General features: G+C 60.1%; 20 protein-coding genes and 1 riboswitch. Of the genes, 12 read left to right on the plus strand and 8 right to left on the minus strand.

All coding sequences use genetic code 11. The annotated features are described in order from the left end of the window. The 3 genes from E2L05_RS09300 to E2L05_RS09310 form a co-directional block, all read right to left on the minus strand. The gene (locus E2L05_RS09300; RefSeq protein ID WP_133342641.1) at window positions 1-1,476 is read right to left on the minus strand and encodes an efflux RND transporter periplasmic adaptor subunit; all 1,476 of its coding nucleotides are present in this window, start codon (window positions 1,474-1,476) and stop codon (window positions 1-3) included. A gap of 82 nt (window positions 1,477-1,558) precedes the next feature. Then, window positions 1,559-2,101: a molybdenum cofactor biosynthesis protein B gene (moaB, locus tag E2L05_RS09305; protein WP_133342642.1), complete on the minus strand. Its 543-nt coding sequence runs from the start codon at window positions 2,099-2,101 to the stop codon at window positions 1,559-1,561. Next, a complete protein-coding gene (locus E2L05_RS09310) occupies window positions 2,098-2,901 on the minus strand; it encodes a uracil-DNA glycosylase (RefSeq protein ID WP_133342643.1) in 804 nt (267 codons plus the stop codon). The genes moaB and E2L05_RS09310 overlap by 4 nt, the downstream gene beginning before the upstream one ends. A 126-nt stretch (window positions 2,902-3,027) precedes the next feature. Between E2L05_RS09310 and E2L05_RS09315 the strand changes: the two genes are divergently transcribed. Genes E2L05_RS09315 through plsY form a run of 5 tightly spaced genes read left to right on the plus strand, consistent with a single transcriptional unit; the run spans window position 3,028 to window position 6,950 of the window. Continuing rightward, a complete protein-coding gene (locus E2L05_RS09315) occupies window positions 3,028-3,978 on the plus strand; it encodes an aspartate carbamoyltransferase catalytic subunit (RefSeq protein ID WP_133342644.1) in 951 nt (316 codons plus the stop codon). Continuing rightward, entirely contained in the window at window positions 3,975-4,544 is a 570-nt protein-coding gene (locus E2L05_RS09320) for a hypothetical protein (RefSeq protein WP_133342645.1), read from the plus strand. Before E2L05_RS09315 ends, E2L05_RS09320 begins: the two co-directional genes overlap by 4 nt. Then, on the plus strand, window positions 4,544-5,071 hold the full coding sequence (locus E2L05_RS09325; RefSeq protein WP_133342646.1) for a hypothetical protein: 528 nt from the start codon (window positions 4,544-4,546) through the stop codon (window positions 5,069-5,071). Before E2L05_RS09320 ends, E2L05_RS09325 begins: the two co-directional genes overlap by 1 nt. Then, complete coding sequence (gene pyrC / locus E2L05_RS09330) at window positions 5,068-6,345, plus strand: dihydroorotase (protein WP_133342647.1); 1,278 nt, start codon at window positions 5,068-5,070, stop codon at window positions 6,343-6,345. Before E2L05_RS09325 ends, pyrC begins: the two co-directional genes overlap by 4 nt. Next, a complete protein-coding gene (gene plsY, locus E2L05_RS09335) occupies window positions 6,342-6,950 on the plus strand; it encodes a glycerol-3-phosphate 1-O-acyltransferase PlsY (RefSeq protein WP_133342648.1) in 609 nt (202 codons plus the stop codon). The genes pyrC and plsY overlap by 4 nt, the downstream gene beginning before the upstream one ends. A gap of 41 nt (window positions 6,951-6,991) precedes the next feature. On the opposite strand, the gene E2L05_RS09340 is transcribed toward plsY, so the two are convergent. The 5 genes from E2L05_RS09340 to E2L05_RS21415 are packed head-to-tail and all read right to left on the minus strand — an operon-like array spanning window position 6,992 to window position 14,404. Then, window positions 6,992-7,960, minus strand: a complete 969-nt coding sequence (locus E2L05_RS09340; RefSeq protein ID WP_133342649.1) for an adenosine kinase — start codon at window positions 7,958-7,960, stop codon at window positions 6,992-6,994. A 41-nt stretch (window positions 7,961-8,001) separates the two neighbouring features. Further along, a complete protein-coding gene (ahcY, locus tag E2L05_RS09345; protein ID WP_133342650.1) occupies window positions 8,002-9,411 on the minus strand; it encodes an adenosylhomocysteinase in 1,410 nt (469 codons plus the stop codon). A 22-nt stretch (window positions 9,412-9,433) separates the two neighbouring features. Continuing rightward, window positions 9,434-10,621 carry a methionine adenosyltransferase gene (gene metK, locus E2L05_RS09350; protein WP_133342651.1) on the minus strand — a complete coding sequence of 396 codons (1,188 nt, stop codon included), beginning with the start codon at window positions 10,619-10,621 and terminating at the stop codon, window positions 9,434-9,436. Window positions 10,622-10,661: 40 nt separating this feature from the next. Beyond that, window positions 10,662-13,328, minus strand: coding sequence for a methionine synthase (metH, locus tag E2L05_RS09355; RefSeq protein WP_133342652.1), 2,667 nt, complete (start codon window positions 13,326-13,328; stop codon window positions 10,662-10,664). After that, entirely contained in the window at window positions 13,325-14,404 is a 1,080-nt protein-coding gene (locus tag E2L05_RS21415; protein ID WP_133342653.1) for a homocysteine S-methyltransferase family protein, read from the minus strand. The genes metH and E2L05_RS21415 overlap by 4 nt, the downstream gene beginning before the upstream one ends. A 321-nt stretch (window positions 14,405-14,725) precedes the next feature. Further along, window positions 14,726-14,815: riboswitch (glycine riboswitch) on the plus strand. 135 nt (window positions 14,816-14,950) lie between these two features. On the opposite strand from E2L05_RS21415, the gene gcvT reads away from it, so the two are divergent. The 7 genes from gcvT to cydB all read left to right on the plus strand — a co-directional run bounded on the left by gcvT (window position 14,951) and on the right by cydB (window position 25,810). Then, window positions 14,951-16,081, plus strand: a complete 1,131-nt coding sequence (gcvT, locus tag E2L05_RS09365; RefSeq protein WP_133342654.1) for a glycine cleavage system aminomethyltransferase GcvT — start codon at window positions 14,951-14,953, stop codon at window positions 16,079-16,081. Window positions 16,082-16,107: 26 nt separating this feature from the next. Next, a complete protein-coding gene (gene gcvH, locus E2L05_RS09370) occupies window positions 16,108-16,467 on the plus strand; it encodes a glycine cleavage system protein GcvH (RefSeq protein ID WP_133342655.1) in 360 nt (119 codons plus the stop codon). Between the two features lie 12 nt (window positions 16,468-16,479). Then, complete coding sequence (gene gcvP / locus E2L05_RS09375) at window positions 16,480-19,326, plus strand: aminomethyl-transferring glycine dehydrogenase (protein ID WP_133342656.1); 2,847 nt, start codon at window positions 16,480-16,482, stop codon at window positions 19,324-19,326. Window positions 19,327-19,585: 259 nt separating this feature from the next. Beyond that, window positions 19,586-21,223 carry an ABC transporter ATP-binding protein/permease gene (locus tag E2L05_RS09380; RefSeq protein ID WP_133342657.1) on the plus strand — a complete coding sequence of 546 codons (1,638 nt, stop codon included), beginning with the start codon at window positions 19,586-19,588 and terminating at the stop codon, window positions 21,221-21,223. Next, window positions 21,220-22,893, plus strand: a complete 1,674-nt coding sequence (locus E2L05_RS09385) for an amino acid ABC transporter ATP-binding/permease protein (RefSeq protein WP_133342658.1) — start codon at window positions 21,220-21,222, stop codon at window positions 22,891-22,893. The genes E2L05_RS09380 and E2L05_RS09385 overlap by 4 nt, the downstream gene beginning before the upstream one ends. 128 nt (window positions 22,894-23,021) lie before the next feature. Then, on the plus strand, window positions 23,022-24,641 hold the full coding sequence (locus tag E2L05_RS09390; RefSeq protein ID WP_133342659.1) for a cytochrome ubiquinol oxidase subunit I: 1,620 nt from the start codon (window positions 23,022-23,024) through the stop codon (window positions 24,639-24,641). A gap of 5 nt (window positions 24,642-24,646) precedes the next feature. Further along, window positions 24,647-25,810, plus strand: a complete 1,164-nt coding sequence (gene cydB, locus E2L05_RS09395) for a cytochrome d ubiquinol oxidase subunit II (protein WP_133342660.1) — start codon at window positions 24,647-24,649, stop codon at window positions 25,808-25,810. Window positions 25,811-25,819 lie beyond the last annotated feature (9 nt).

The raw sequence follows: 25,819 nt of genomic DNA on the forward strand, positions 1-25,819 counted from the left end.
CTATCCGCCCCGGCGCTGTTCGATCTGGTCAATAATGCCAGCAGGAACAGCGGTATTGGCCAGTATGGAAAGCATGCGGTCCCGCTCCTGTTCAGGCAGATTAGCGTCGGCACGGACCAAAGCCATCAGCGCGGCCCGCCGTTCGGGATTGAGATCTATCATCTGCCCGCGCACGGCATCTGCACCGGTCCGGGCATTCGACTGTGGCGCGCGATCAATGATCCGAACCTTAAGCCCTGCCCCCAGCGACGGATTGCGGTCTGCCACGATCTGCGCCTCTTCCAGTGCCGGCGCGCGAACCAGAACGCTGTTGCCTTGCCTGCGCACGATCTGGACTCGCGCTTCTTCAAGCCGGTCCTCTGGTCCGATGACCAGCACCTCACCCTGCGCTCCGACTGCGCTGCTTGGCAGTCGTGCAACGCCGGGCAAAGGGGGTTCAGCAAGGCGAACCGTCACGATGTCGCCGGGCCTGAACCCTGTCACGTCGCGTAGTCTTGCGAACAATGCGCGGCCACTTTCGCCTTCGCCAACCACCGGGCTTTCGCGCAGCCGATCTGTCGTTGAAACAAGCTCGGATCCGCCAAGATCCAGACTGACACTCGCCACTGCGTCTTGCGGCACGCTTCCGCGTTCGGTCAGCCGTGCAAACTGCGCGGTCGACAGGCGAAATGCGACTTCCAACGCAGCAGGGTCCACCAGCCGGGCCAGAAGATCATTTCGCGCCACCAGCCCGCCACGCACCACGGCGACATCGGACAAAACCCCGTCAAAGGGCGCGATGACCGACGTGTCCTGCAGCAGCCGCGCGGCTTCACCCAAAGCGATCCTTGCTCTTTCCCGCGCCGTCCCCGCCTGATCCAAGCGTGCCTCTGCCTGCGCAAGCGCCTGTCGTCTTGACACCACTGCCTGACGGGCCTGCGCCGCAGCCAGAGCCGCAGTTTCGACCGCTGCCGCACTTCCGACGCCGCGCGCGCCCAGATCATTCTGCCGGGCCAAAGCCTGCGCCCTGAGGTCAGCTTGTTCTTGTGTGACTGTCAGATCGTCCTTTGCAAGCTCCAGTCCGAGCGCAGCATCGCGCAGATCTGCCTCTGCCTCGGTCAGGTCCGCTTGTGCTGTCGCAAGCGCGGCTTCGGCTTCGGCAGGGTCAATGCGTGCTACCATCTCACCGCCTGCGACGCGCACACCATCCCGAAAGGGGTCCATCACATTCACGATCTGACCAGCACTGGCCGCGCGCAGTTCCAACGTGCGTGTGCTGCGCAAGGTTCCAAACGCTTCGATCACGGGGATTTCGGACCCCGAACTGACTGTGACCGCATTGACGGCCGTAACGACTTCGCGTCGGTTCCGTTCGGGTGTGTCATCTTCGGACATCGCACTGATTGCTGACCAGATCGAGACCCCCGCCCAGCCAAGGGCTCCAAGCGTCAACGCCCCCAGCATAATCCCGATCAGTGCGCTACGCACAAAGCCCATGACGATCCTCTCGTCTGCGAATCTTCCAATCGTTCAGGGCTCACACACTGGCCCCGTATTTTGCCCTTAGTGGCCGCAGCCATCACTTGCGTCGCTGATGTTCATCAAGTCGCGGCAGAATTTCGACGAAGTTGCATGGCCGGTGTCTATAGTCGAGTTGCAGTGACAAAATTTCGTCCCACGCATCTTTACAGGCGCCCGGACTGCCGGGCAGAGCAAACAAATAGGTCCCGTTTGCGACACCGCCAGTGGCGCGGCTCTGAACAGCAGAGGTCCCGATCTTGGCAAAGGACACCATCGTGAACACCGTGCCGAACGCGTCGATTTCCTTTTCATAGACATCCCGGTGCGCCTCAACAGTGACATCGCGCCCGGTCAGGCCGGTCCCGCCGGTCGAAATCACCACATCAATGGCAGGATCATCACACCATGTTCGTAGCTGCGCAGCAATTTCGGCACGCTCGTCACGTAAAATGAGGCGAGCCGCAACCGTATGGCCCGCTTTCGCAATCCGGTCTACCAGCACTGTCCCCGACTTGTCATCGTCCTGCGTTCGGCTGTCTGACACGGTCAGCACCGCGATGCGGATGGGCATGAAGGGTTTGGTCTCGTCGATACGGCTCATAAGAGGGAGTCCTTGCTTTGAGGCCCGAGTTTCGCGCGCAAGCTTAGAAGATCGGCCCAGGCTTCGCGTTTGGCCGCCGGATTTCGCAACAGATATGCGGGATGCAGCATCGGAAGGCATGGGCGATCCCCAAGCTCAAGCCACTGACCACGCAACCGGGTAATCCCTTTGCGCCCAAGCAATCCTTCGCACGCCGTGTTCCCCATCAACACGATGATCTCTGGCGCAGCCAGCGTGATATGCCTGCGCGTGAACGGGGCCATCATGGCACTTTCCTGCGGGGTCGGTGCCCGGTTCTGCGGCGGGCGCCAAGGGATCAGGTTGCTGATATAAACGGCACTGTCTTTGTCTGAAGCGCTTCGCGACAGGCCTATTGCAGACAGCATTAAGTCAAGCAGATGCCCGGCTTGCCCGACGAAGGGTTTGCCTTGCATGTCTTCTTCGCGGCCCGGTGCCTCGCCGATGATCATCACCTTTGCACCCGGAACACCATCGGCAAACACCAGATTGCGCGCACCCAATTTCAACTCGCAATGGTCATAGCTTCCCATGGCGGCCCGCAGGCCCTCAAGATCACCCGCCCCTTGCGCCAGTGCATCTGCTATCGCCACTGGATCAGGCTCTTTCGAGGTTGCAACGGGCGCCGACGGCGCAGCAGCGGCAGCGGCGGCAACACGCGGCGCAACAGCGGGTTCCGCATAGCGATTTACTGGCAGGTCCCCGATTGGCAGATCCGCCCCCAGTTCGGACTGCCAGTCCAAAAGCGCTTTGAGCGCATGTGCATCGCTGATCCCGGTCATACGCCGTAATCTAAGCTGCGCGCAGACCAATAACAATCGCTCGCAAAGCCAGCTTGATCTTGCGCGCCTCTTGCCCGGTCCCGGCCACAGCCCTATACAACCGGTAAACATAGCATTGGGGGCGGCATGACATATCGGGCACGGCATCTGCTGGGCATTGAACCGCTTCATCCAGTCGAGATCGCAACCCTGCTGGACCTCGCGGACACCTATGTCGATCTTAACCGGCAAGCCGTAAAACAGTCTGACGCGCTGAAGGGTCTGACCCAGATCAACATGTTCTTTGAGGCCTCGACACGCACACAGGCCAGTTTCGAGTTGGCGGGCAAGCGGCTTGGGGCAGATGTGATGAATATGGCGATGCAGGCCAGTTCCATCAAAAAGGGCGAAACACTGATCGACACGGCCTTGACGCTGAACGCAATGCACCCTGATTTGCTGGTCGTGCGCCACCCGCATTCGGGCGCCGTTGACCTGCTTGCGCAAAAGGTGAACTGCGCTGTTCTGAACGCAGGCGACGGGCGCCACGAACACCCCACGCAAGCCTTGCTTGACGCGCTGACGATCCGGCGCGCCAAAGGGCGCCTGCACCGGCTGAACATCGCGATTTGCGGCGATATCGCCCATAGCCGGGTCGCACGGTCGAACATCCTGTTGCTGGGCAAAATGGAAAACCGCGTGCGGCTGATTGGCCCGCCGACCCTGATGCCCAGTGAAGTGCGCGACCTCGGTGTCGAGGTTTATGATGACATGCGCGAAGGGCTGACCGGCTGTGACGTTGTGATGATGCTGCGGCTTCAGAAAGAACGCATGGATGGCGGGTTCATTCCCTCGGAACGCGAATACTATCACCGGTATGGGCTTGATCCCGAAAAGCTGGCCTTCGCCAAAGACGACGCGATTGTAATGCACCCTGGCCCGATGAATCGCGGGGTCGAAATCGACGGCATTCTTGCGGACGACATCAACAGATCGGTCATTCAGGAACAGGTCGAAATGGGTGTGGCCGTGCGCATGGCGGCGATGGATCTGTTGGCCCGCAACCTCGCTGCCGCACGGCAGGAGGGCGCCGCGTGACCGTCTCACGCATCGTCGAACGGGGCGAAGGGGGTCGACTGCGGCTTTATGCGCTGAGCCCCGACGCGCCCGAGGCGGCGGCGCTGCGCGCAGCCTTTCTGGCCGAAGACCCGCACATCGGCACAATGGTCGGATCGGCTTTGGGCACCCGCGACCTGGATGCCCATTGGCTGACGCTGGTGCCCGTCGCGGATTTGAAAGACATCGGGTTTGCCACCTATCTGCGGTCGGGCCACGACGTGCCGGATGACCAGATCGCCGCAGCACGCATCGCGCTGGAAGGCGCGACAGGGCATGTTTTGATCGTGCAGTCCCCCGCGTTCAACGGAGCCGAAGCAACACTGGCCCCAACCGAATGGCTGCTGCCGCTGGCCGAATTTGACACAATCCGCGATCCTGGCCCCCGCCGTGACACGCCGTGCGCTGCAAGCCCTGCCCCTGTGACCGCACAAGGCACCACGACGCCAACACGGCAGCGCCGCACCCTTGGCCCCAAAGTGCTTTTGTCGGCTTTGGTCGTCGCCGGGCTGCTCATAGCCGCGCTTGCGATGATCGGGGGGCGCTGATGGCCGATGGCTGGCAGGGCATTCTGAACCCGGGTGAAAAGGTTCTTTGGCAGGGGCAACCCGATACCGCGCCCGACTGGACCGGCTGGAAACTGTCCGACGGGCTGTTTGGCGGTGCATTCGCTGGTTTTGCAATCTTCTGGATGGTCATGGCTCTGGGGCAACTGCCGGGTGGAAGTTTCTTCGGGCTTGTGTTCCCGCTATTTGGGCTGCCTTTTTTGGCATTGGGGCTGCAACGCGCTGGCGGTGAACGGCTTTGGCACGCCTATACGCGGCGCTGCACATGGTACACGCTCACCGATGAGCGGGCCTTTATCGCCACAGCGATTTTGCGCAAGCGTAGCTTTGATGCTTATCCGATCACCCACCAAACGCGGATCGACCTAGAGGGCCGCAACCTTTGGTTTGCGACCGACATCGTCAAGACACCAGACGGCACCGAGCAGCGCCGCGTTGGATTTACCCACCTGACCGACCCGAGACCCATCCATGACCTGATGCGGCAGGTCCAGCGCGAGGCAACATGACCACCCTTTTCGCCAATGCCAAACTTGTTGATCCGGTCACCGACAGCACCACCGAAGGGTGGTTGCTGGCGCAAGAGGGCCGCATTGCTGCCACCGGTACGGGCGCGCCGCCAAAGGCACCAGCCGGTTCTACGGTGATCGATTGCACCGGTGCCTGCCTTGCGCCCGGTATTGTCGATCTGGGCGTAAAAGTGGGCGAACCGGGCGAACGCCACAAGGAAAGTTTCAAGACCGCCGGAAAGGCCGCCGCCGCGGGCGGCGTCACAACCATGGTGATCCGGCCTGATACGCTGACCCCGATCGACAGCCCCGAAACGCTGGAGTTCGTCATGCGGCGGGGGACGGAAACGACCCCGGTGCACATTGCTGCCATGGCAACCCTGACGCGCAGTCGGGCCGGGCGCGAGATGTCAGAAATCGGGTTTCTCAAGGATGCCGGCGCTGTGGCCTTCACCGATGGTGACCACGTTTTGACCGACCCGCGTGTTTTGGCCCGATGCTTCACCTATGCGCGCAGCCTTGGCGCGTTGGTGATCGGCCATGTGCAAGATCCCGGCCTCAGTGGCGGGGGCTGCATCACAAGCGGCAAATTCGCCACTTTGCGCGGACTTCCCGGTGTTCCGCCGATGGCAGAACGGTTGGGGCTGGAGCGGGATCTGGCTTTGGTGGAAATGACCGGCGCGCGCTATCATGCCGATCAGATCACCACCTCTGTCGCCCTGCCCGCCCTGCGCCGCGCCAAAGACGCCGGGCTGGACGTCACCGCTGGCATTTCAATCCACCACCTGACACTGAACACACTCGACATCGGCGACTACCGGACCTTCTTCAAGGTCAAGCCGCCTCTGCGTCACGAGGAAGATCGCCTTGAGATGGTGTCCGCCCTACGCGAGGGTCTGATCGACATCCTGTGTTCCATGCACACCCCGCAGGACGAAGAAAGCAAGCGCCTGCCCTTTGAAGAAGCAGCGGCTGGCGCGGTCGGTTTGGAAACCCTGCTCCCTGCTGCGCTGCGATTGTTTCACTCGGGCGATTTGACCCTGCCCGCCCTATTCCGCGCCATGGCGATGAACCCCGCCAAGCGTCTGGGGCTGGACGCCGGCACCTTGACCCTCGGCGCGCCCGCCGATCTGGTTCTCTTCGATCCCCATGCACCCTTTGTGCTGGATCGTTTCAAGCTGCACTCCAAGTCCAAGAACACCCCGTTCGACGGTGCCCGCATGCAAGGCCGAGTGCGCGGCACATGGGTCGCCGGTTTGAGGGTCTTCGAATGATCCCATCACTGACCACCCCCGCAATGCTGCTCGCCCTAACCGCTGTTGCCGCGTATCTGCTGGGCGCTGTGCCGTTTGGGTTGGTCATGGCGCGGCTGTTCGGACTGGGCGATTTGCGCAAGATCGGATCTGGCAATATCGGCGCGACCAACGTGCTGCGCACCGGCAACAAGCTTGCCGCGTTTCTGACGCTGGTTCTGGACGCCGGCAAAGGGGCCATCGCTGTGCTTACCGCAAAAGCAGCTTTCGGCCCAGACGCCGCGCAAATCGCCGGGGTTGCCGCATTTCTTGGCCATTGCTTTCCCGTGTATCTGGGGTTTCGCGGTGGCAAGGGTGTCGCGACATTTCTCGGGACACTTCTGGCGTTATCTTTGCCAGTTGGGCTTGCGGCCTGCGGATGCTGGCTCGTTTCAGCCGCTTTGACGCGCTATTCGTCCCTATCCGCCCTTGTCGCGGCAGCGCTTTCACCTGTTATCGCAATCTTTCTTGGGCACGAAGATATGTCCCTTGCGCTTGGGGTTTTGGCATTGCTGATATTCTATCGCCATGCCGAAAATATCGAGCGATTGCGCAGAGGACGAGAAACGAAAATCGGGCGGAAGTAACCTCCCGCCCGCTGTTTTTCGCTCGTTGGTTCAGCTTGGTTTCAGGCTGCAGCAGTGCCCTGCCGCGCTCCGAAATGGCCGATCACCCGCGCGGCGAGGTCCGCCCCGCTGCGACCCGCATCAGGCGCGGCTTTGCCAAGCGCGAGCGCCGACAGGAACCCAGCGGCAAACGCATCCCCTGCACCGGTGGTATCTACAACTTTGGCCACGGGTTGCGCCGCGACTTCACTGACCACGCCACCATCAGCGATCAAGGCGCCATTTTCAGACCGGGTCAGCGCAACTGTCGCAACATGCTCAAGCGCCCAATGCAACGCCGACATCGGATCTTCGGCAGCGGACAAAGCCGCCAGTTCCAACTCGTTGCCGATCAGGATGTCGCAATCCCCTGCAATCAACGCCAGCATTGCGGCGCGCTGGCGATCGACGCAGGCCGCATCCGAAGGGGTCAGCGCGATCCTTGCCCCGACGCCGCGTGCAAGTTCCACCGCCCGCGCAACATTCGCTGCGCCGTGAGGGGTGTCGAAATGGTACCCTTCGACAAGCAAGATTGCGGTCTCGGCAGGAAGGGATTGTGGCATATCTTCGGGTGCAAGACATTCGCAGGCGCCCAAATAGGTTGACATGGTCCGTTCCCCATCGGGGGTGACCATCACGACGCAATGACCCGTCGCGGTGCCATCTGTCTGATCCGGCACCGGCACATCGATGCCAAGGGTTGCCATATCAGCCCGGAAAACCCTGCCCAGATCATCAGCTGCAACTTTGCCCAGAAAGGTCCCCTTCAGGCCAAGATCGCCGACATGCGCGATGGTGTTGGCGACCGATCCACCAGATTGCTGCACACCCGGGCCGATATCGGCATAGAGCGCCGAGGCCGTCGCGGCATCAACAAGATGCATCTCGCCGACCGTCAGGCCGTGTTTTGCCGGTGCGCCCAACTCGACCGATGCGAGGACGTCGACCAACGGGTTGCCGATCCCGGCGATTTGCGGAGTTTTTTTGCTCATGGTGCAATGCCGGGGCAGCGCCGTGGCTGCCCCGCCCTTCCTCAATAACGGTAATGTTCAGGCTTGAACGGGCCTTCGGGCGTGACGCCGATATAGGCCGCTTGCTCTGGCGACAGGGTGCTGAGCTTGACGCCGATCCGATCCAGATGAAGCCGCGCAACCTTTTCGTCCAGATGCTTGGGCAGTACATACACCTCGTTGCCGTACTGATCGCCGCGCAACCAAAGCTCGATCTGCGCAAGAACCTGATTGGTGAACGACGCCGACATCACAAAAGAGGGGTGACCCGTGGCATTGCCAAGGTTCAGCAGTCGCCCTTCGGACAAAAGGATGATCCGATTGCCGCTTGGCATTTCGATCATGTCCACCTGGTCTTTAATGTTGGTCCATTTGTGGTTCTTGAGGCTGGCAACCTGAATTTCGTTGTCGAAATGGCCGATATTGCCCACGATCGCCATATCCTTCATCTCGCGCATATGCTCGATGCGAATGACGTCCTTGTTGCCAGTTGTTGTGATGAAGATGTCGGCCGACGATACAACGTCTTCAAGAAGCGTCACTTCAAAGCCGTCCATCGCCGCTTGCAAAGCACAAATCGGATCGACCTCGGTCACTTTCACACGCGCACCAGCCCCGCGAAGAGATGCAGCAGAGCCTTTGCCAACATCTCCGTACCCCATGACAACGGCAACTTTGCCCGCCATCATTGTGTCGGTGGCGCGGCGGATGCCATCAACCAGCGATTCCTTACAGCCGTATTTGTTGTCAAATTTCGACTTGGTCACACTGTCATTCACGTTGATTGCAGGGAAAGGAAGCTGGCCCTTTTTCTGCAGCTCATAAAGCCGGTGGACACCGGTGGTGGTTTCCTCGGACACGCCCTTGATCGCTTCGCGTGTTTTGGTGAACCAACCGGGGCTTTGTGCCATGCGCTTTTTGATCTGGGCAAACACTGCCTCTTCCTCTTCCGAGGTGGGCACTTCGATCAAGTCCGTTTCGCCGGCTTCAACCCGTGCGCCCAAAAGAACGTACAGCGTCGCATCACCGCCATCGTCCAGGATCATGTTCGCGCCTTCGGGGAACATGAACGACCGATCAAGATAGTCCCAATGTTCTGTCAGTGTCTGACCCTTGATCGCAAAAACGGGTGTGCCGCCTGCTGCAATGGCCGCCGCAGCGTGATCCTGGGTCGAGAAGATGTTGCATGACGCCCAACGCACGTCCGCCCCAAGCGCGACAAGCGTTTCGATCAGAACAGCGGTCTGAATGGTCATGTGCAATGATCCGACGATGCGGGCACCAGCCAGCGGCTTTTCCGCGCCAAACTCTTCGCGCAAAGCCATCAAGCCCGGCATTTCGGTTTCCGCGATATCAAGTTCTTTGCGCCCGTAATCCGCAAGCGCGATGTCTTTGACGATGAAGTCGCCTGTGCTGCCGTCTTGGCTGGTCATGTGCGTATCCCTAAATTCTTTATCACGTTGCGGCAGCGGACGCGCCGAAACGGCTTGCGATTTCTGCTGCGAGGTCAGTGCGTTCCCACGAAAAACCGCCATCGGCATCGGGTTCGCGCCCAAAATGGCCATAGGCAGCTGTACGGGCATAAATCGGTTTGAGCAGATCCAGATGCGTACGAATGCCGCGTGGAGTCATTTTGACCAACTCACGCAAGGTCGCCGCGATCTGGTCTTCATCCGCTTGACCCGTGCCAAGCGTATCGACGTACAGCGCAACCGGCTCAGGAACGCCGATGGCATAGGCAAGCTGGATCTGGCATTTCTCTGCCACACCAGACGCCACGACGTTCTTGGCAAGATAGCGCGAGATATACGCAGCAGACCGGTCCACCTTGGTCGGATCCTTGCCCGAAAAGGCCCCGCCGCCATGGGGGGCCGCCCCACCATAGGTGTCGACGATGATCTTGCGGCCCGTCAGGCCCGCATCGCCATCCGGCCCGCCGATCACAAAGCGCCCTGTCGGGTTTACGATCAACTTCATGTCGGAAGAGACACCCCAACCCTCGGGCATTGCCTTTGCGACATAGGGTTCCACAAGCGCGCGCACTTCAGCGGTGGTCAACTCTTCGGCATGCTGGGTCGAGACGACGACCGTATCAACGGCAACAGGCTTGCCGCCCTCGTAGCGCAGGGTGACTTGGCTTTTTGCGTCTGGCCCAAATCCTGTCTGCACGCCGGATTTTCGGTCTTCTGCCATCAACCGCAGAACACGATGCGCAACGAGGATCGGCATCGGCATCAGTTCAGGCGTTTCACTACACGCATAGCCGAACATGATGCCCTGATCGCCGGCACCTTCTTCGCCCTTATCGCCCTCATCGACGCCTTGGGCGATGTCTGCGGACTGTTCGTGCAGCAGGTTATTGACAGCACAGGTCCGCCACGAAAACCCCTTTTGATCATACCCAATATCGCGGATCGCAGCGCGAGCGATTTCTTCAACCTGCTGACGCACCGAATTGGGGCCGCGCACTTCACCAGCGATGGTAACGTGATCTGTCGTGGCAAGAGTTTCGCACGCCACACGCGAATGAGGATCTTCGGCCAGAAAAGCGTCTAGAATAGCGTCCGAAATCCGGTCGCATACCTTGTCTGGATGGCCTTCGGATACGGATTCGCTGGTGAAAAGCCAGCTCTTGGTCGTCATTTTCGGGTCTCCTAGACCTACTGTTTCGTTCCGGGCCCGATCACTCGGCTGCTTGCGCCGACGGGGTGTTCTTACCGGGTGCGTACCCGAGATTGGGTGCGAGCCAACGCTCCATCTCTGCGAGGTCCATACCCTTGCGCGCTGCGTAGTCGGAAACCTGATCCGCGCCTATGCGGCCAATTCCAAAATACGCAGCGCCGGGATGTGCAAAATACAGCCCCGACACAGCCGACGCTGGCCACATAGCGCAGCTTTCCGTCAGTTCCAGTCCTGCGTGTCGCGGGGCATCCAGCAAGTCAAAGAGCGTGCGCTTTTCCGTATGGTCCGGGCTGGCCGGATAGCCGGGTGCGGGCCGGATGCCACGATACTTTTCGCTGATGAAATCCTCGTTGCTCAGGGCTTCATCCGGCGCATACCCCCAAAGGGCGCGGCGAACACGGGCATGCAGCGCCTCAGCAAAGGCTTCGGCGAGACGATCACCCAAAGCCTGTACGAGGATTGAGTCATAATCATTCCCCTCGGCTTTGAACTTCTCTGCAATCTCGTGAACCTCGGGGCCGGCATTCACTGCAAAGCCGCCCACCCAGTCGGGCGTGCCTTGCGGTGCCACAAAATCGGACAGGCACATGGAGGCACGGTCCTTGGACTTTGCCCCCTGCTGGCGCAACATACAGAACCGCGCCGCTTCGGTTTTGCGGTCTTCGTCAGACCAGACGATGATGTCGTCCCCGTCACTATTGGCGGGCCAAAGCGCGACAACGCCGCGCGGGCTGAACCACTGCTCGGTCACGATGCGGTCCAGCATTGCAAGCGCGTTGCCGTGCAATTCACGCGCCGCTTCGCCCATCTGGGGATGATCCAGAATGCCCGGATAGGTGGCGCGCATTTCCCATGTCCAAAAGAAGGGCGACCAGTCGATGAAGGGCACGAGGTCGGCTACGGGCATGTCCTCAATCACCGTCAGACCCGGGGTCTGCGGCACGGGTGGTTGGTAATTGGCCCAGTCACCGTCAAATGCATTGGCACGCGCCTCGGCGATTGGCGCAGTCTTGCGTTCGTCTGACGCAGCCCGCCCGTCGCGCAGCTTTTGCTGATCACTCAGCACGCTTTGCAGGTACTCTGGCGCACGGCTCTTTGAGAGCAGCGTCGAGACCACTCCAACGGCTTTGGACGCGTCATCAACATGCACAACACCATGCTCATATTCCGTCGCGATACGCAGCGCCGTGTGCTTTTTCGACGTTGTTGCGCCGCCGATCAGCAACGGAATGTCAAACCCCTGTCGCGCCATCTCGGAAGCCACATCAACCATGCGGTCCAGCGACGGTGTAATCAGACCTGACAGCCCGATGATGTCGGCCTTTTCTTCGCGTGCCCGTTTCAGGATATCGTCCGTCGGAACCATAACACCGAGATCAACCACGTCATAGTTGTTGCACTGCAAGACGACGCCAACGATGTTCTTGCCGATGTCGTGCACATCGCCCTTGACCGTGGCCATGAGCACCTTGCCTTTGGCAGACGTGTCCCCGGAAAGGCGCTTTTCTTCTTCCATAAAGGGCAAGAGATGGGCCACCGCGCTTTTCATGACGCGCGCCGACTTCACAACCTGCGGCAGGAACATTTTGCCCGCCCCGAACAGGTCGCCGACGACATTCATACCGTCCATCAACGGCCCTTCGATAACGTCGAGCGGCTTGTCCGCGTTCAGGCGGCATTCTTCGGTGTCAGCGACGACAAAATCAGTGATCCCGTGTACCAGAGCGTGCGAAAGACGCGCTTCAACAGTGCCTTCACGCCATTTCGGGTCTTCTTTTTTGGTCGCCTCGCCAGTGCCCTTGTACTTGTCCGCAATTTCAAGAAGGCGGTCGGTGGAATCCGGGCGACGGTTGAACAGCACATCTTCGACGCGCTCGCGCAACTCGTCCGGGATATCGTCATAAACGGTGATCTGACCCGCGTTGACGATCGCCATGTCGAGGCCGAGCGGAATGGCGTGATACAAGAAGGCCGAGTGCATCGCTTCACGCACTGCATTGTTGCCACGAAAGCTGAACGACACGTTCGACAGGCCACCAGACACATGGCAATCGGGCATCGCTTCCTTGATCATGCGGGTCGCATCAAAGAACGCGTTGGCATAATCGTTGTGTTCCTCGATGCCCGTCGCGACAGCAAAGATGTTCGGATCGAAGATGATGTCCCAAGGGTCAAACCCGGCCTGCTCGGTCAGCAGGTCATAGGACCGTTTGCAAATGTCGAACTTGTGCTGCGCTGTTTCCGCCTGCCCGCCTTCGTCAAAGGCCATGACCACCACGGCCGCACCATAGCGGCGGATCGTGCGGGCCTGTTTCAGAAACGGTTCCTCGCCTTCCTTGAGCGAGATGGAATTGACGACGCTGCGCCCCTGAACACATTTCAGGCCCGCCTCGATCACCTCGAACTTGGAACTGTCGATCATGATCGGCACGCGGCTGATATCAGGCTCGGATGCAATCAGATTGAGGAAAGTTGTCATGGCATAGGTGCTGTCGAGCAACCCCTCGTCCATGTTCACATCGATAATCTGTGCGCCATTCTCGACTTGATCGCGGGCAACGTCCAGTGCGGCGGCATAGTCATCCGCCATGATCAGCTTCTTGAATTTCGCCGATCCCGTGACATTGGTGCGTTCGCCAACGTTTATGAAGCGCGTGATACCACTCATGCCGCGCCCTCCAGATCGGACCCGGCATCAGGACCGGGCACATCAAACATCTCCAGTCCGGACAAACGCATGTGCCGCACCTTGGGCGGAACGACGCGCGGGGTCTTTCCGGCGACAGCTTTGGCGATCGCCGCTATGTGAGCCGGCGTTGTGCCGCAGCACCCGCCGACAATGTTCACAAGACCCGCATCAGCCCATTCAGCTATGTGATCGGATGTCTCGCGCGGGGTTTCGTCATAGCCGCCCATATCGTTGGGCAGACCCGCGTTCGGGTAAGCGCTGATCAGAGTATCTGCCACACCAGACAGTGTCCGGATATGCTGGCGCATTTCCGCAGCGCCCAACGCGCAGTTCAGACCAACCGAAAACGGCCGCGCATGGGACATGGAGGCCCAAAAGGCCTCGGGCGTTTGCCCTGTGAGGGTTCGGCCGGACAAATCCGTTATCGTGCCCGAGATCATGACCGGCGGCACGTCAACACCAGCATCCCGAAGCGATTCGACGGCATAGACCGCAGCTTTGGCATTGAGCGTGTCAAAAATCGTTTCGATCAGGATAAGGTCCGCCCCGCCGTCGATCAGACCGCGAGCCGCTTCGCCATACGCCTCTGCCAACTGATCGAAAGTCACGCCGCGATAACCGGGGTTGTTGACGTCCGGACTGATCGAAGCGGTCTGGTTGGTCGGCCCGATTGCACCGGCGACCCAAGCAGGACGATCCAACGCCGCCTCTTTGATTGCCGCGCGCGCCAATTTCACCGACTCAACGTTCATCTCATAGGATAAGTTCGCCATGCCGTAATCGGCTTGGCTGATCGCATTGGCCCCAAAAGTGTTGGTGCACAGAATGTCAGCGCCAGCTTTGAGAAAGGCAACGTGTATGTCCCGAATCATGCCGGGCTGGGTCAGCGTCAAAAGCTCGTTGTTCCCGCCCACATCTTGCGGGTGATCCGCGAACCGCGCCCCCCGATAGACCTCTTCGCCGGGTTTGTGGGTCTGGATCATAGTGCCCATCGCACCGTCGAGAACCAGAATGCGCTGCGCGGCGTTCCGCTGTAGATCAGTCGCCTTGGTCATGAAATTTCCTTGCTTCTTGCGTTGCGGGCAAAACCCACGTCGCGCACTTTGTGTCGGGCAATATAATAGGCTGGCCCAGTAATCCAGCCGCACTTGGCGAAAGAGAACGACGTTCGGTAGTTTAACTGGCTGAAACGGCTTTGTGCCACCTATGTCCAGCCCATTGGGACGGGCGTCTGCCCACCAGTGCTGAACAGACCCATTTTCTCGCCAAAACGGAAACGAGCCCGGTCACCATCCAGCTTCTTTGCAAAATACATGCAGATTTTCCGCTTCGCATGCGCAAGGCGCTTGCCCGGCCCCCAAGCCTGCGCTAGCACTTTGGGAGCGACGGGAGAATCCGGTGAAAACCCGGTGCCGAAGGAGCAACCGCCCCGGTAAACTCTCAGGCAAACGGACCGCCGCGGAAGATAACACTCTGGAGAGTGGTGCGCATGCACCCGCCGAAGGGATAATGATCTCAGGCGCACGGACAGAGGGGGCATCAACGGGTGGTCTGGCCACCCCTTTTGATGCCGGTGCCATCCGGCCAACGACGGAGGCGATATGCCCGACCTGAAGCGGACCCCGTTGCATGCATTGCATGCGGAGCTTGGTGCGAAGATGACCGAGTTTGCCGGTTACGACATGCCGGTGCAGTACCCGATGGGCGTATTGCGGGAACACCAGCATTGCCGTGGGCAAGCAGGCTTGTTCGATGTCAGCCATATGGGGCAAGTCCTGATCGTACCGCGCACAGGCGCCATCAAAGATGCCGCGCTTGCGATGGAAACGCTCGTTCCCGTTGATATTCTCGGGCTTTCCGAAGGGCGGCAACGCTATGCCCTGTTCACGAATGATGCTGGCGGGATCGAGGACGATCTGATGGTCGCCAACCGTGGCGATCATTTGTTCGTCGTCGTCAATGCCGCTTGCAAAGACGCCGATATTGCCCGGATGACAGACAAGCTTTCAGACACGTGCGAAGTGGTTCCTGTCACCGACCGCGCCTTGATCGCGCTTCAGGGTCCCGCCGCCGAAGCCGCCTTGTTGCCGATTGTGCACGATGCGCCCAACATGAATTTCATGGACGTGATCACCGTGCCAAGCGATTTCGGCCCACTATGGATTTCGCGCTCTGGCTATACCGGCGAGGACGGGTTTGAAATTTCGGTCAAGGCCAACCGTGCCGAGGACTTGGCGCGCGCCTTGCTTGCAGATGTCAATGTCGCCCCGATTGGCCTTGGGGCCCGTGACAGCCTGAGGCTTGAAGCCGGTTTGTGCCTGTACGGGTCTGATCTGGACACCACCACCACCCCCGTCGAGGCGGGTCTGACTTGGGCCATTCAAAAGGCGCGCCGTCTGGGCGGCGCACGCGAGGGCGGCTTTCCCGGCCATGACACCATCCTGCGCCAGATGTCCGAGGGCGCGTCGCGCAAGCGAGTGGGCCTTTTGCCAGATGGCCGCGCGCCCATGCGTGCAGGTACAGAAATCTTCGCCGACGAGACATCGCAGACTGCCATCGGGACGGTGACGTCCGGAGCCTATGGTCCGTGGATCGAAGCCCCCATGTCGATGGCCTATGTCGCATCGGAACACGCACAAAAAGGCACGGTGCTGTATGGCGAGGTTCGCGGCAAACGACTGCCCGCAACCGTCGCCGCACTGCCGTTCCGTCCCGCCCAATTCAAACGCTGACCACCGCCAGACACCGGAGAAATGGCATGAAATACACTGAAGAACATGAATGGCTGCGCGCCGAAGACGACGTCATGGTCGTAGGCATCACGGAACACGCCGCCACACAGCTTGGCGACTTGGTGTTTGTGGAATTGCCCGATGTGGGAACGACTGTCAGCAAAGACGACGAGATTGTTGTCATTGAATCGGTCAAAGCCGCATCCGACATTTTAGCCCCCATCGATGGCGAGATTGTCGAGGTCAACGAAGTGCTGGTCGAGAATCCTGCGATGGTCAACGACGACGCCCAGGGCGAGGCTTGGTTCTTCAAGATCAAACCGTCAGATCCGTCTCAAATGGACGACATGATGGATGAAACCGCATACAACAAGTATATCGGCTAAGGAGCAAACTGCATGCCCTTCACCCCCACCGACTACCTTCCCTACGATTTCGCCAACAGGCGCCACATCGGCCCCTCACCTGAGGAAATGGCCCAGATGCTGGACGTCGTCGGTGCGGGGACCCTCGACATATTGATAGATGAAACCGTTCCCGACGACATTCGACAGGACGAGCCGCTGGAACTTGGCCGAGCCATGTCGGAAAGCGAATTGCTTTTGCACATGCGCAAGGTTGCAGGTCGCAACAAGGTTCTGACATCGCTGATCGGGATGGGGTATCACGACACGATCACGCCGCCGGCGATCCAGCGCAATGTTTTCGAAAACCCGGCGTGGTACACGTCGTACACGCCATATCAGCCTGAAATCAGCCAAGGGCGGCTTGAAGCGTTGCTGAACTTCCAAACCATGGTTTGCGATCTGACCGGGCTGGATGTTGCAAACGCATCGCTGCTGGACGAAGCAACCGCCTGTGCCGAAGCGATGACGATGGCGCAGCGCGGCGCGAAGTCCAAAGCCACGGCCTTCTTCGTGGACGAAAACTGTCACCCGCAGAATATTGCGTTGATCCGCACCCGTGCCGAACCGCTTGGCCTGAGCGTCATCGTCGGCGCACCTGAGGATCTGGACCCGGCCGCCGTCTTTGGGGCGATTTTCCAGTATCCCGGCACTTACGGCGCGCTGCAAGACTTCACCGCGCCAATCGCTGCCCTGCACGAACACAAGGCCTTGGGTATTGTCATTGCTGATCCTCTGGCCCTGACACTGCTCAAAGAGCCGGGCGCGATGGGGGCGGATATTGCTGTCGGATCCATGCAGCGCTTTGGCGTGCCACTGGGATTTGGCGGACCGCATGCTGCCTATCTGGCGTGCAAGGATGCCTATAAGCGGTCCCTTCCCGGCCGCATCGTCGGCGTCTCGGTCGATAGCCATGGCACCCCGGCCTACAGGCTATCGCTGCAAACACGCGAGCAACATATCCGCCGCGAAAAGGCCACGTCGAACGTGTGTACGGCACAAGCCTTGCTGGCGGTCATGTCATCGTTTTACGGGGTTTTTCACGGCCCCAAAGGACTGCGCGCCATTGCCGAACGTGTGCACCGCAAAACCGTGCGCCTTGCGCGCGGCCTGACTGATGCTGGGTTTTCGGTCGAGCAAGACGCCTTTTTCGACACGATCACAGTCAATGTCGGGCCGATGCAGGGCGTTCTTCTGAAATCCGCTGTGGCCGAAGGGCTTAACCTGCGCCCGGTCGGCGACAACCGGATCGGTATCGCGCTGGACGAATGCACCCGCACAGAAACGATCGAAGCCGTGTGGCGTGCCTTTGGCATCACCCGCAGCGATGACGACTTTACGGCGCATTATTCCATACCCGACGCCCTGTTGCGGACCACCGACTATATGACCCACCCGGTGTTCCACATGAACCGGGCCGAGACAGAAATGATGCGTTACATGCGCCGCTTGTCTGACCGGGATCTCGCCTTGGACCGGGCAATGATCCCGCTTGGCTCGTGCACGATGAAACTGAACTCGGCAGCAGAAATGATGCCAGTCAGTTGGCCCGAATTTGCGCGCATCCATCCCTTTGCGCCAGACGATCAGGTCCAAGGCTACCATCAGATGATTTCGGATCTGTCCGATACATTGTGCAAGATCACAGGCTATGACGCCATGTCGATGCAGCCCAATTCCGGCGCACAGGGCGAATATGCCGGCCTGTTGACTATCGCCTCCTATCACCGATCCAATGGCGATCATGAGCGGACGATCTGCCTGATCCCAGTCAACGCGCATGGCACCAACCCCGCGTCGGCACAGATGGCAGGCATGCAAGTGGTGGTCGTCGGTTGCACCGAACGCGGTGACATTGACGTGGCCGACTTCCGCAAGAAAGCCGAAGCTGCCGGCGACCGTCTGGCGGCCTGCATGATCACCTATCCCTCAACGCACGGAGTGTTTGAACGCACGGTGCGCGAAGTTTGCGAGATCACGCACAGCTTTGGCGGGCAGGTCTATCTGGACGGGGCCAACCTGAATGCCATGGTTGGCCTAAGCCAACCCGGCAAGATTGGGGCCGATGTCAGCCACCTGAACCTGCACAAGACGTTCTGCATTCCACACGGCGGCGGCGGACCGGGCATGGGCCCAATCGGTGTGCGCGCGCATCTTGCCCCCCATTTGCCCGGCCATCCGTTTACCGGCGGCGAAGCCGGGCCGGTCAGCGGCGCGCCCTTCGGGTCGCCTTCGATCCTTCCGATCAGTTGGGCATATTGTCTGATGATGGGCGGGGATGGGCTGACGCAGGCCACCAAGGTGGCGATCCTGAACGCCAACTACATCGCAAAGCGGCTGGACGGGGCCTTTCCAATTCTCTTCAAGGGCGACAATGGGCGCGTGGCCCATGAATGCATCCTCGACACTCGACCCTTTGCCCAACACGGCGTCACCGTGGACGACATCGCAAAACGGCTCATTGATCATGGGTTCCACGCCCCGACAATGAGCTGGCCGGTCAGCGGCACCTTGATGGTGGAGCCGACAGAAAGCGAAACCAAGGCAGAGCTGGACCGCTTTTGCGATGCCATGCTTGCGATCCGGGACGAAATCGATGCCATTGCCGCAGGCGAGATGGACAAAGATAACAACCCGCTCAAGAACGCGCCGCACACGACGTCCGATCTGATTGCGGAATGGGATCGGCCCTATAGCCGCGAGTCGGGGTGCTTCCCGGTTGGTGCGTTCCGGGTCGACAAGTATTGGCCGCCGGTTGGCCGGGTGGATAACGTCTATGGGGATCGCCACCTCGTCTGCACCTGCCCGCCGCTTGACAGCTATCAGGACGCAGCTGAATAAGTTGCACGCGGCTTTACAGTGGATATGAGGGGCGCACCTAACTCGTGCGCCCCTTTCTATTGCCGGGAACTTTGGCCTTGAGCGCGCGCAGGCATGTGGCCCGACCAGACAAGTTTCATAGTCGCGCGGTTTGTCATCGGAAAAAGCGCGGTAAGCTGAACCTCTAAACCTGTATCCATGGCGGTCAATTTGACACAAGGATCACCTTCATAAACTAGAATACATCAGCAAAGCGGATGAAAACTTCAGGAGCCAAGGGATGGCTGCCAAAATCGATCTGGTGCCTGAGCAGCGCCGCGCCCTTGCCCGGGCAAAGGCACTTGCGATTGCGGCAGATCTCCTGTGGCTCGCCCAAGCCGCATCGATCGCCATTCTGATCGCAGGGTGGCTGGATGGCGGCGTCGCGCAGCCAGTTCTGTGGGTCACGCTTTTTGTGTCAGCAGGGTCACTGCGGGCGATTTTGTCAGCTCGTGCCGGACGGATCGCATTTGATCTGGGCCAACAAGTCGTCAGCCTGACACGTCGCCGCCTTTTGGACCGCGAAGCCCCTAGACCAAATTCCACCTTATCCTCTGCAGAAGTCGCGGCAATGGTGACCGACAAGATCCCGCTGCTCGCACCAGACATTTCGCGCTACCGGATCGCCTTTGCCCGCGTGAAGGTTGTTCCCATTGTTCTGCTGCTGGTCGTTCTGTCACAATCCTGGGCAGCGGCCGCAATTTTACTGGTCACAGGCCCATTGATCCCTGTCTTCATGGCCCTTGTTGGCATGGCTGCGCGCGACGCATCCGCCAAGCAGATGGTCGAGATCGGAGCCGTCAACCGCGTGCTGGTCGATCATATCGCCGCCCTGCCCGACATCCGGCTGTTGGGTGGGTTCGACAGGTCGCGCCGGGCTTTCGCAGTACACGTCGATAGCCTTCGCGAGCGAACAATGGCGGTGCTGCGGATCGCATTCCTGTCCTCCACCGTACTCGAACTATTCGCGGCGATCGGGATGGCGATGGTGGCCGTGTATGTCGGCTTTACGCTGCTGGGCGAAATCAACTTTGGAACATGGCGGGGCACAATGACCCCTGCAACAGGGATATTCATTCTGCTCTTGGTGCCAGAGTTCTTTCAACCGCTGCGCGATCTTGCCGCCGCATGGCACGACAAGGCCGCCGCCGACGCTGTCCGTGATGATCTTGAAAACGCCGCCGGGGATGAAACTGCCGCAATCCTTGGTGCGGGTGGACGGGTGACGCCATTGGACGGCCCCGTCATGATCCGAGTTCGCGAAGCGCAAGTTTTACGCGGCGCGCGGCACATTGCATTGCCCGACATCGACCTCGGCCCCGGCCAGAGCCTTGCATTGACCGGGCCCAGTGGCGCGGGGAAGTCGACCGCCCTTGACGCATTGGCGGGCCTTTTGCCGCTAAGCTCGGGGCACATTTCCGTACAGGGTGTCCCGTTGGATGATGCCCATGCAGATGCGTGGCGGGCACGGATAGCGATGGTGCCCCAGCGGCTGCATATGCCAGACGCAGCATTGCACGACATCTTGGACCCGCATGGAACCGGCGCAAATCTGGCCGACGCTTTATCGCGCGCTGACGCCACCGATGTGGTCGCGGCCCTACCCGACGGTCTTGACACACGCCTCGGTGAAACCGGCGCTGGTGTCTCGGGCGGCGAAGCACGCAGGCTCCTCTTGGCGCGCGCTCTATTCTCTGGCGCTGACATCATAATAGCCGATGAACCCACCGCTGATCTCGACACTGACACGGCGGCCCGCATCATTGCGGCGCTGCGCCGTGCGCAATCGGCCGGCGCGACCGTGATTGTGGCCAGCCACGATCCCAATTTGATCGCTGCGATGGATCGGGTGGTTTCCCTGTCAGGGCCAGATTCATGAGACCGCTATGGCACATAACGCGCCTGATGTGGCGCGCAGGCCCTTGGGCAATGTGGCGCGGGGCCGCCGCAGCGCTTGCCGTTCTTGTGATGGGCACGGCGCTTCTGGGCCTGTCAGGCTGGTTCATCACGGCCGCCGGCGCAGCCGGAATTGCCGGGGTTGGCATTGCCTTTGACGTCTTTCGCCCAAGTGCCGGTGTGCGGTTCCTTGCACTCGGCCGGGCCGGGGCACGCTATGCCGAACGGCTGCTGACCCATGACACGACACTGCGCGCGCTCGCAAGCCTGCGGCTTGCCGTGCTTGAACAGCTTGAACAGCGCCCCATCGCATCGTTGCGCCAACTTCGCAGCGGCGCAGGGTTGAACCGCATCATCGCCGATGTTGATGCGCTGGACGGTCTTTTGCTTCGCCTCGTGTTGCCGGTGATCGCGGGTCTGTTGACGCATCTGGGGGCACTTGCACTGATCTGGTGGCTGGCAGGTGCGCAGATCGCGCTATCGCTTTCCGTCGGGTATTTGGTGGGCAGTGGGCTGGTGTTGTGGCGCGCTGCAAAGTCAGCAGTGGCCCCGTCGGTCGAAGCTGAAACAGCACGGCAAACGCTCCGCCATGACGTGATTGGGCTGCTTCGTGGGCGGCGCGACGTGATTGTGCAAGGCTTGCTTCCCAAAACCCGGATAGAAATCGACGCCGCCGAGGCACAGGCCACAAGTGCCGAGCGACACCTGAGCCGGATCGACGAACGCACCGCCCTAAGGCTGTCGCTGGTGGTAACACTCTGCACAGCGGCGGCGCTTGCCTTGGGTCAACTGGCAGTTCGGGCAGGCACTATTGATGCGGCCACTGCGGCGATCGGTGTCTTTGTTGCCTTGGCGCTGGCAGAAACAGTATTGCCGCTCAGGCGCGGACTGGCCGATCTGGGGCGCATGCACAGCGCGGCGCGCCGGTTGCTGCGGGACGGCACCACCGGACATCCGACCGCGTTGTCACCAATCACGCCCGATACGTCACGTGGCCTCACCGTGACCGACCTGACCGTTGCGCGCCCCGGCAGGCAGGTTGCCGTAAGCGCCCCCCTGTCCCTTACCCTCCATCCTGGTGATGTAGTTGCCCTGGCTGGCCCAAGTGGTCACGGCAAGAGCACATTGCTGGATGCGCTGGCAGGACTGACCAATCCCTTGTCAGGGCAAGTTATATTGGCTGGGATCCCGCTGTCCGACTGGCCCGAAACGCAACTGCGAGACTGTCTAACCCTCGTTCCACAACGCACGTCTTTGATCGGCGGAACCGTCCGTGAGAACCTTGCGCTGTCAGTGGATACGTTGACCGACGGGGCTGCTTGGGCAGCCCTACAAACAGTGTGCATGACAGACGTCATAGCACGGGTCGGCGGGTTGGACGGTGTGCTTGGCGAAGCGGGGTCCGGCCTTTCTGGTGGTGAGGCACGCCGCCTCGCCCTCGCCCGTGCCGTCCTCCGCGCCCCCAAAGTGCTGTTGCTGGACGAGCCGACCGAAGGGCTGGATGATGCCCTTGCGCGTGACGTATTGGCCGGTCTGAAGAAGGCCTTGCCGGAATGCGCAATACTGATGGCTGCCCACCGTCCGGCCGAAACGGAATTTGCGACACGAACCATTTCCGTGAAAAGACACATAACGAAAACAGAATATATTTGACCTAGATCAATTCCCTTCTCCAGGACAGATGCTAGGACATACATAAAGCTAAGTCTTTAAGTTAGCTTCACGTGTCACGTTTTTTTGCGGGGGCGCTCCCCCGGCAGTTTCGATAGGAGATATCAATCATGGAGCTCGATATTGTCGAGCTGTCACGCCTGCAATTTGCGATGACGGCCATGTACCACTTCCTTTTCGTGCCGCTGACGCTGGGTCTGTCGATCCTCGTGGCGATCATGGAAACGGTATATGTCATGACCAACCGCCCGATATGGCGGCAAATGACAAAATTCTGGGGCACACTCTTCGGGATCAACTTTGTTCTCGGCGTTGCCACCGGCATCACGATGGAATTCCAGTTCGGCATGAACTGGGCCTATTATTCGCACTATGTGGGCGACATTTTCGGCGCGCCGCTGGCGATCGAAGGGCTAATGGCCTTCTTCCTCGAAGCCACATTTGTCGGTCTGTTCTTCTTCGGGTGGGACAGGCTTTCGAAACACGCGCACCTTGCAGTGGCTTGGCTTGTGGCACTTGGGTCCAACTTTTCGGCCCTGTGGATCTTGATCGCCAATGGCTGGATGCAAAATCCGGTTGGGGCAGAGTTCAACCCCGACACCATGCGCATGGAAATGACCAGCTTCTTTGAGGTCATCTTCAACGAAGTTGGGCAGGCAAAGTTCGTTCACACTGTTTCCGCCGGCTATGTCACCGCATCCGTCTTCGTGCTGGGTGTGTCGGCTTGGTATCTGCTTAAGAACCGCCATGTTGATTTGGCGCGCCGGTCGATTGCCGTCGCCTCCGCCTTTGGCCTCGCTTCTGCGCTGTCCGTAGTCGTTCTTGGCGATGAAAGTGGCTACTCGGCCAGCCACACACAAAAGATGAAACTCGCCGCGATCGAGGCCATGTGGGAAACCCACCCGGCCCCCGCACCGTTCACCGCCATCGGCTTTCCCGACCAAGAGGCCCGCGAGACGCATTACGCGGTTGAACTGCCTTGGGTCATGGGCTTGATCGGGACACGGTCTTTGACCACCGAAATTCCTGGCATCAACGATCTGGTCGCAGAGGCCGAAGACAAGATCCGTACAGGGCTGATCGCCTACGATGCTCTGATGACCATTCGCGAAAACCGGGAGGCAACGCAGCCAGAGGTTCGCGCCGCATTTGAACAGAACTCGGGCGACCTTGGTTTTGCCTTCCTGCTAAAGCGCTATGTCGATGATCCACGTGACGCGACCGAAGAGCAAATCGCGTTGGCCGCGAACGACACCATCCCCGGCGTCGCCCCCTTGTTCTGGTCGTTCCGTTTGATGGTCGGCCTTGGTTTTTCGTTCATCGCCATCATGGCCTACTTCTTCTATCGCGCCAGCTTCCGGGGCATGCAGTTCCCCCGTTGGGCACTTTACGGGGCGGTTGCGGTTATTCCTGCCCCCTGGATCGCGGCCGAACTGGGCTGGTTCGTGTCCGAATTCGGACGCCAACCCTGGACGGTGGATGGCGTTCTGCCAACGGCACTTTCGGCCAGCCACCTCAGCGTGGGCGACCTTCTGATCACGCTGGCCGGGTTCATGGTTTTCTACACGATCCTCTTCATCGTCGAGATGGGTTTGATGCTGAAATATATCCGCAAAGGACCGTTTCAGGACGTGGAAGAAACAGAAATCTGGGCGGCTCGACACGAACACCGTTTGCGCACCCATGACGGCAAGGGCCCCTTTGCACCTACCGCAACCCCTGCGGAGTAACAGTTATGATCCTGCACACTTTGATAGACTATGAAATCTTACGCGTAATCTGGTGGGCGCTTTTGGGCGTCTTGCTGATCGGCTTTGCCCTGACCGACGGGTTCGACATGGGCGTTGGTGCGCTGTTGCCCTTCGTGGCAAAGACCGACGTGGAACGCCGGGTGGCGATCAACACGGTCGGCCCGGTCTGGGAAGGCAACCAAGTCTGGTTCATCCTTGGGGGCGGTGCGATCTTTGCCGCTTGGCCGCCGCTTTACGCCGTCTCCTTTTCCGGGTTCTATCTTGCAATGTTTGCAGTGCTGTCCGCGTTGATCCTGCGCCCGGTGGCCTTCAAATACCGGTCCAAGCGCGACGATCCACGCTGGCGTTCAACTTGGGACTGGGCCTTGTTCGTTGGCGGCGCAGCACCGGCGTTGTTGTTCGGGGTGGCCGTGGGCAACGTGCTGCTTGGCGTCCCCTTTCATCTGACGCCTGATTTGATGCCGATGTATGACGGCACGTATTACGGCAAATTCCTTGGGCTTCTTCGTCCCTTTGCCCTGCTTGCCGGTGTCGTGTCCCTCTCGATGCTGGTGATGCACGGCGCGGCATGGCTCAGCCTGAAAGCAGAAGGCCCGGTCGCGGAGCGGGCACGCACCATAGGTGTCCGCGCTGGCATGGTCGCGGCGGGCGGGTATGCCCTGGCCGGCCTTTGGATGGCGTTCGGGATTGATGGTTTTTCCCTGACTGGCGATGTTGTACGCGATGGGCCTTCCAACCCACTCTACAGCGAAGTCGCGCGCGGCGGCACATGGCTGAGCGCATATCTGGAAAGGCCCTGGATCATCTTTGCACCCGTGATGGGCTTCGCCGGGATCGGCCTTGCCGTGCGCGGCCTGCAAGCAGGACGCGAGGTGTCGACGCTGCTTTGGTCCAAGATGGCAATTGCCGGGATCATCGCCTCTGTTGGCTTGACGATGTTCCCATTCATCCTGCCGTCAACCGTCGATCCGACAAGCTCACTCACCGTTTGGGACGCCTCTTCATCGCACTTGACCCTCTTTGTGATGTTGGTCGCGACCGCGATCTTCATGCCCCTGATCCTGCTCTACACCGCTTGGGTTTATAAAGTGCTCTGGGGCAAGGTCACCGAAGACGACGTAAACGGCAACTCTCATAGCCTCTACTGAGGAAGGACA

Source organism: Meridianimarinicoccus aquatilis, assembly GCF_004358675.1.
In the GTDB taxonomy this organism is placed as follows: Bacteria; Pseudomonadota; Alphaproteobacteria; order Rhodobacterales; family Rhodobacteraceae; genus Meridianimarinicoccus; species Meridianimarinicoccus aquatilis.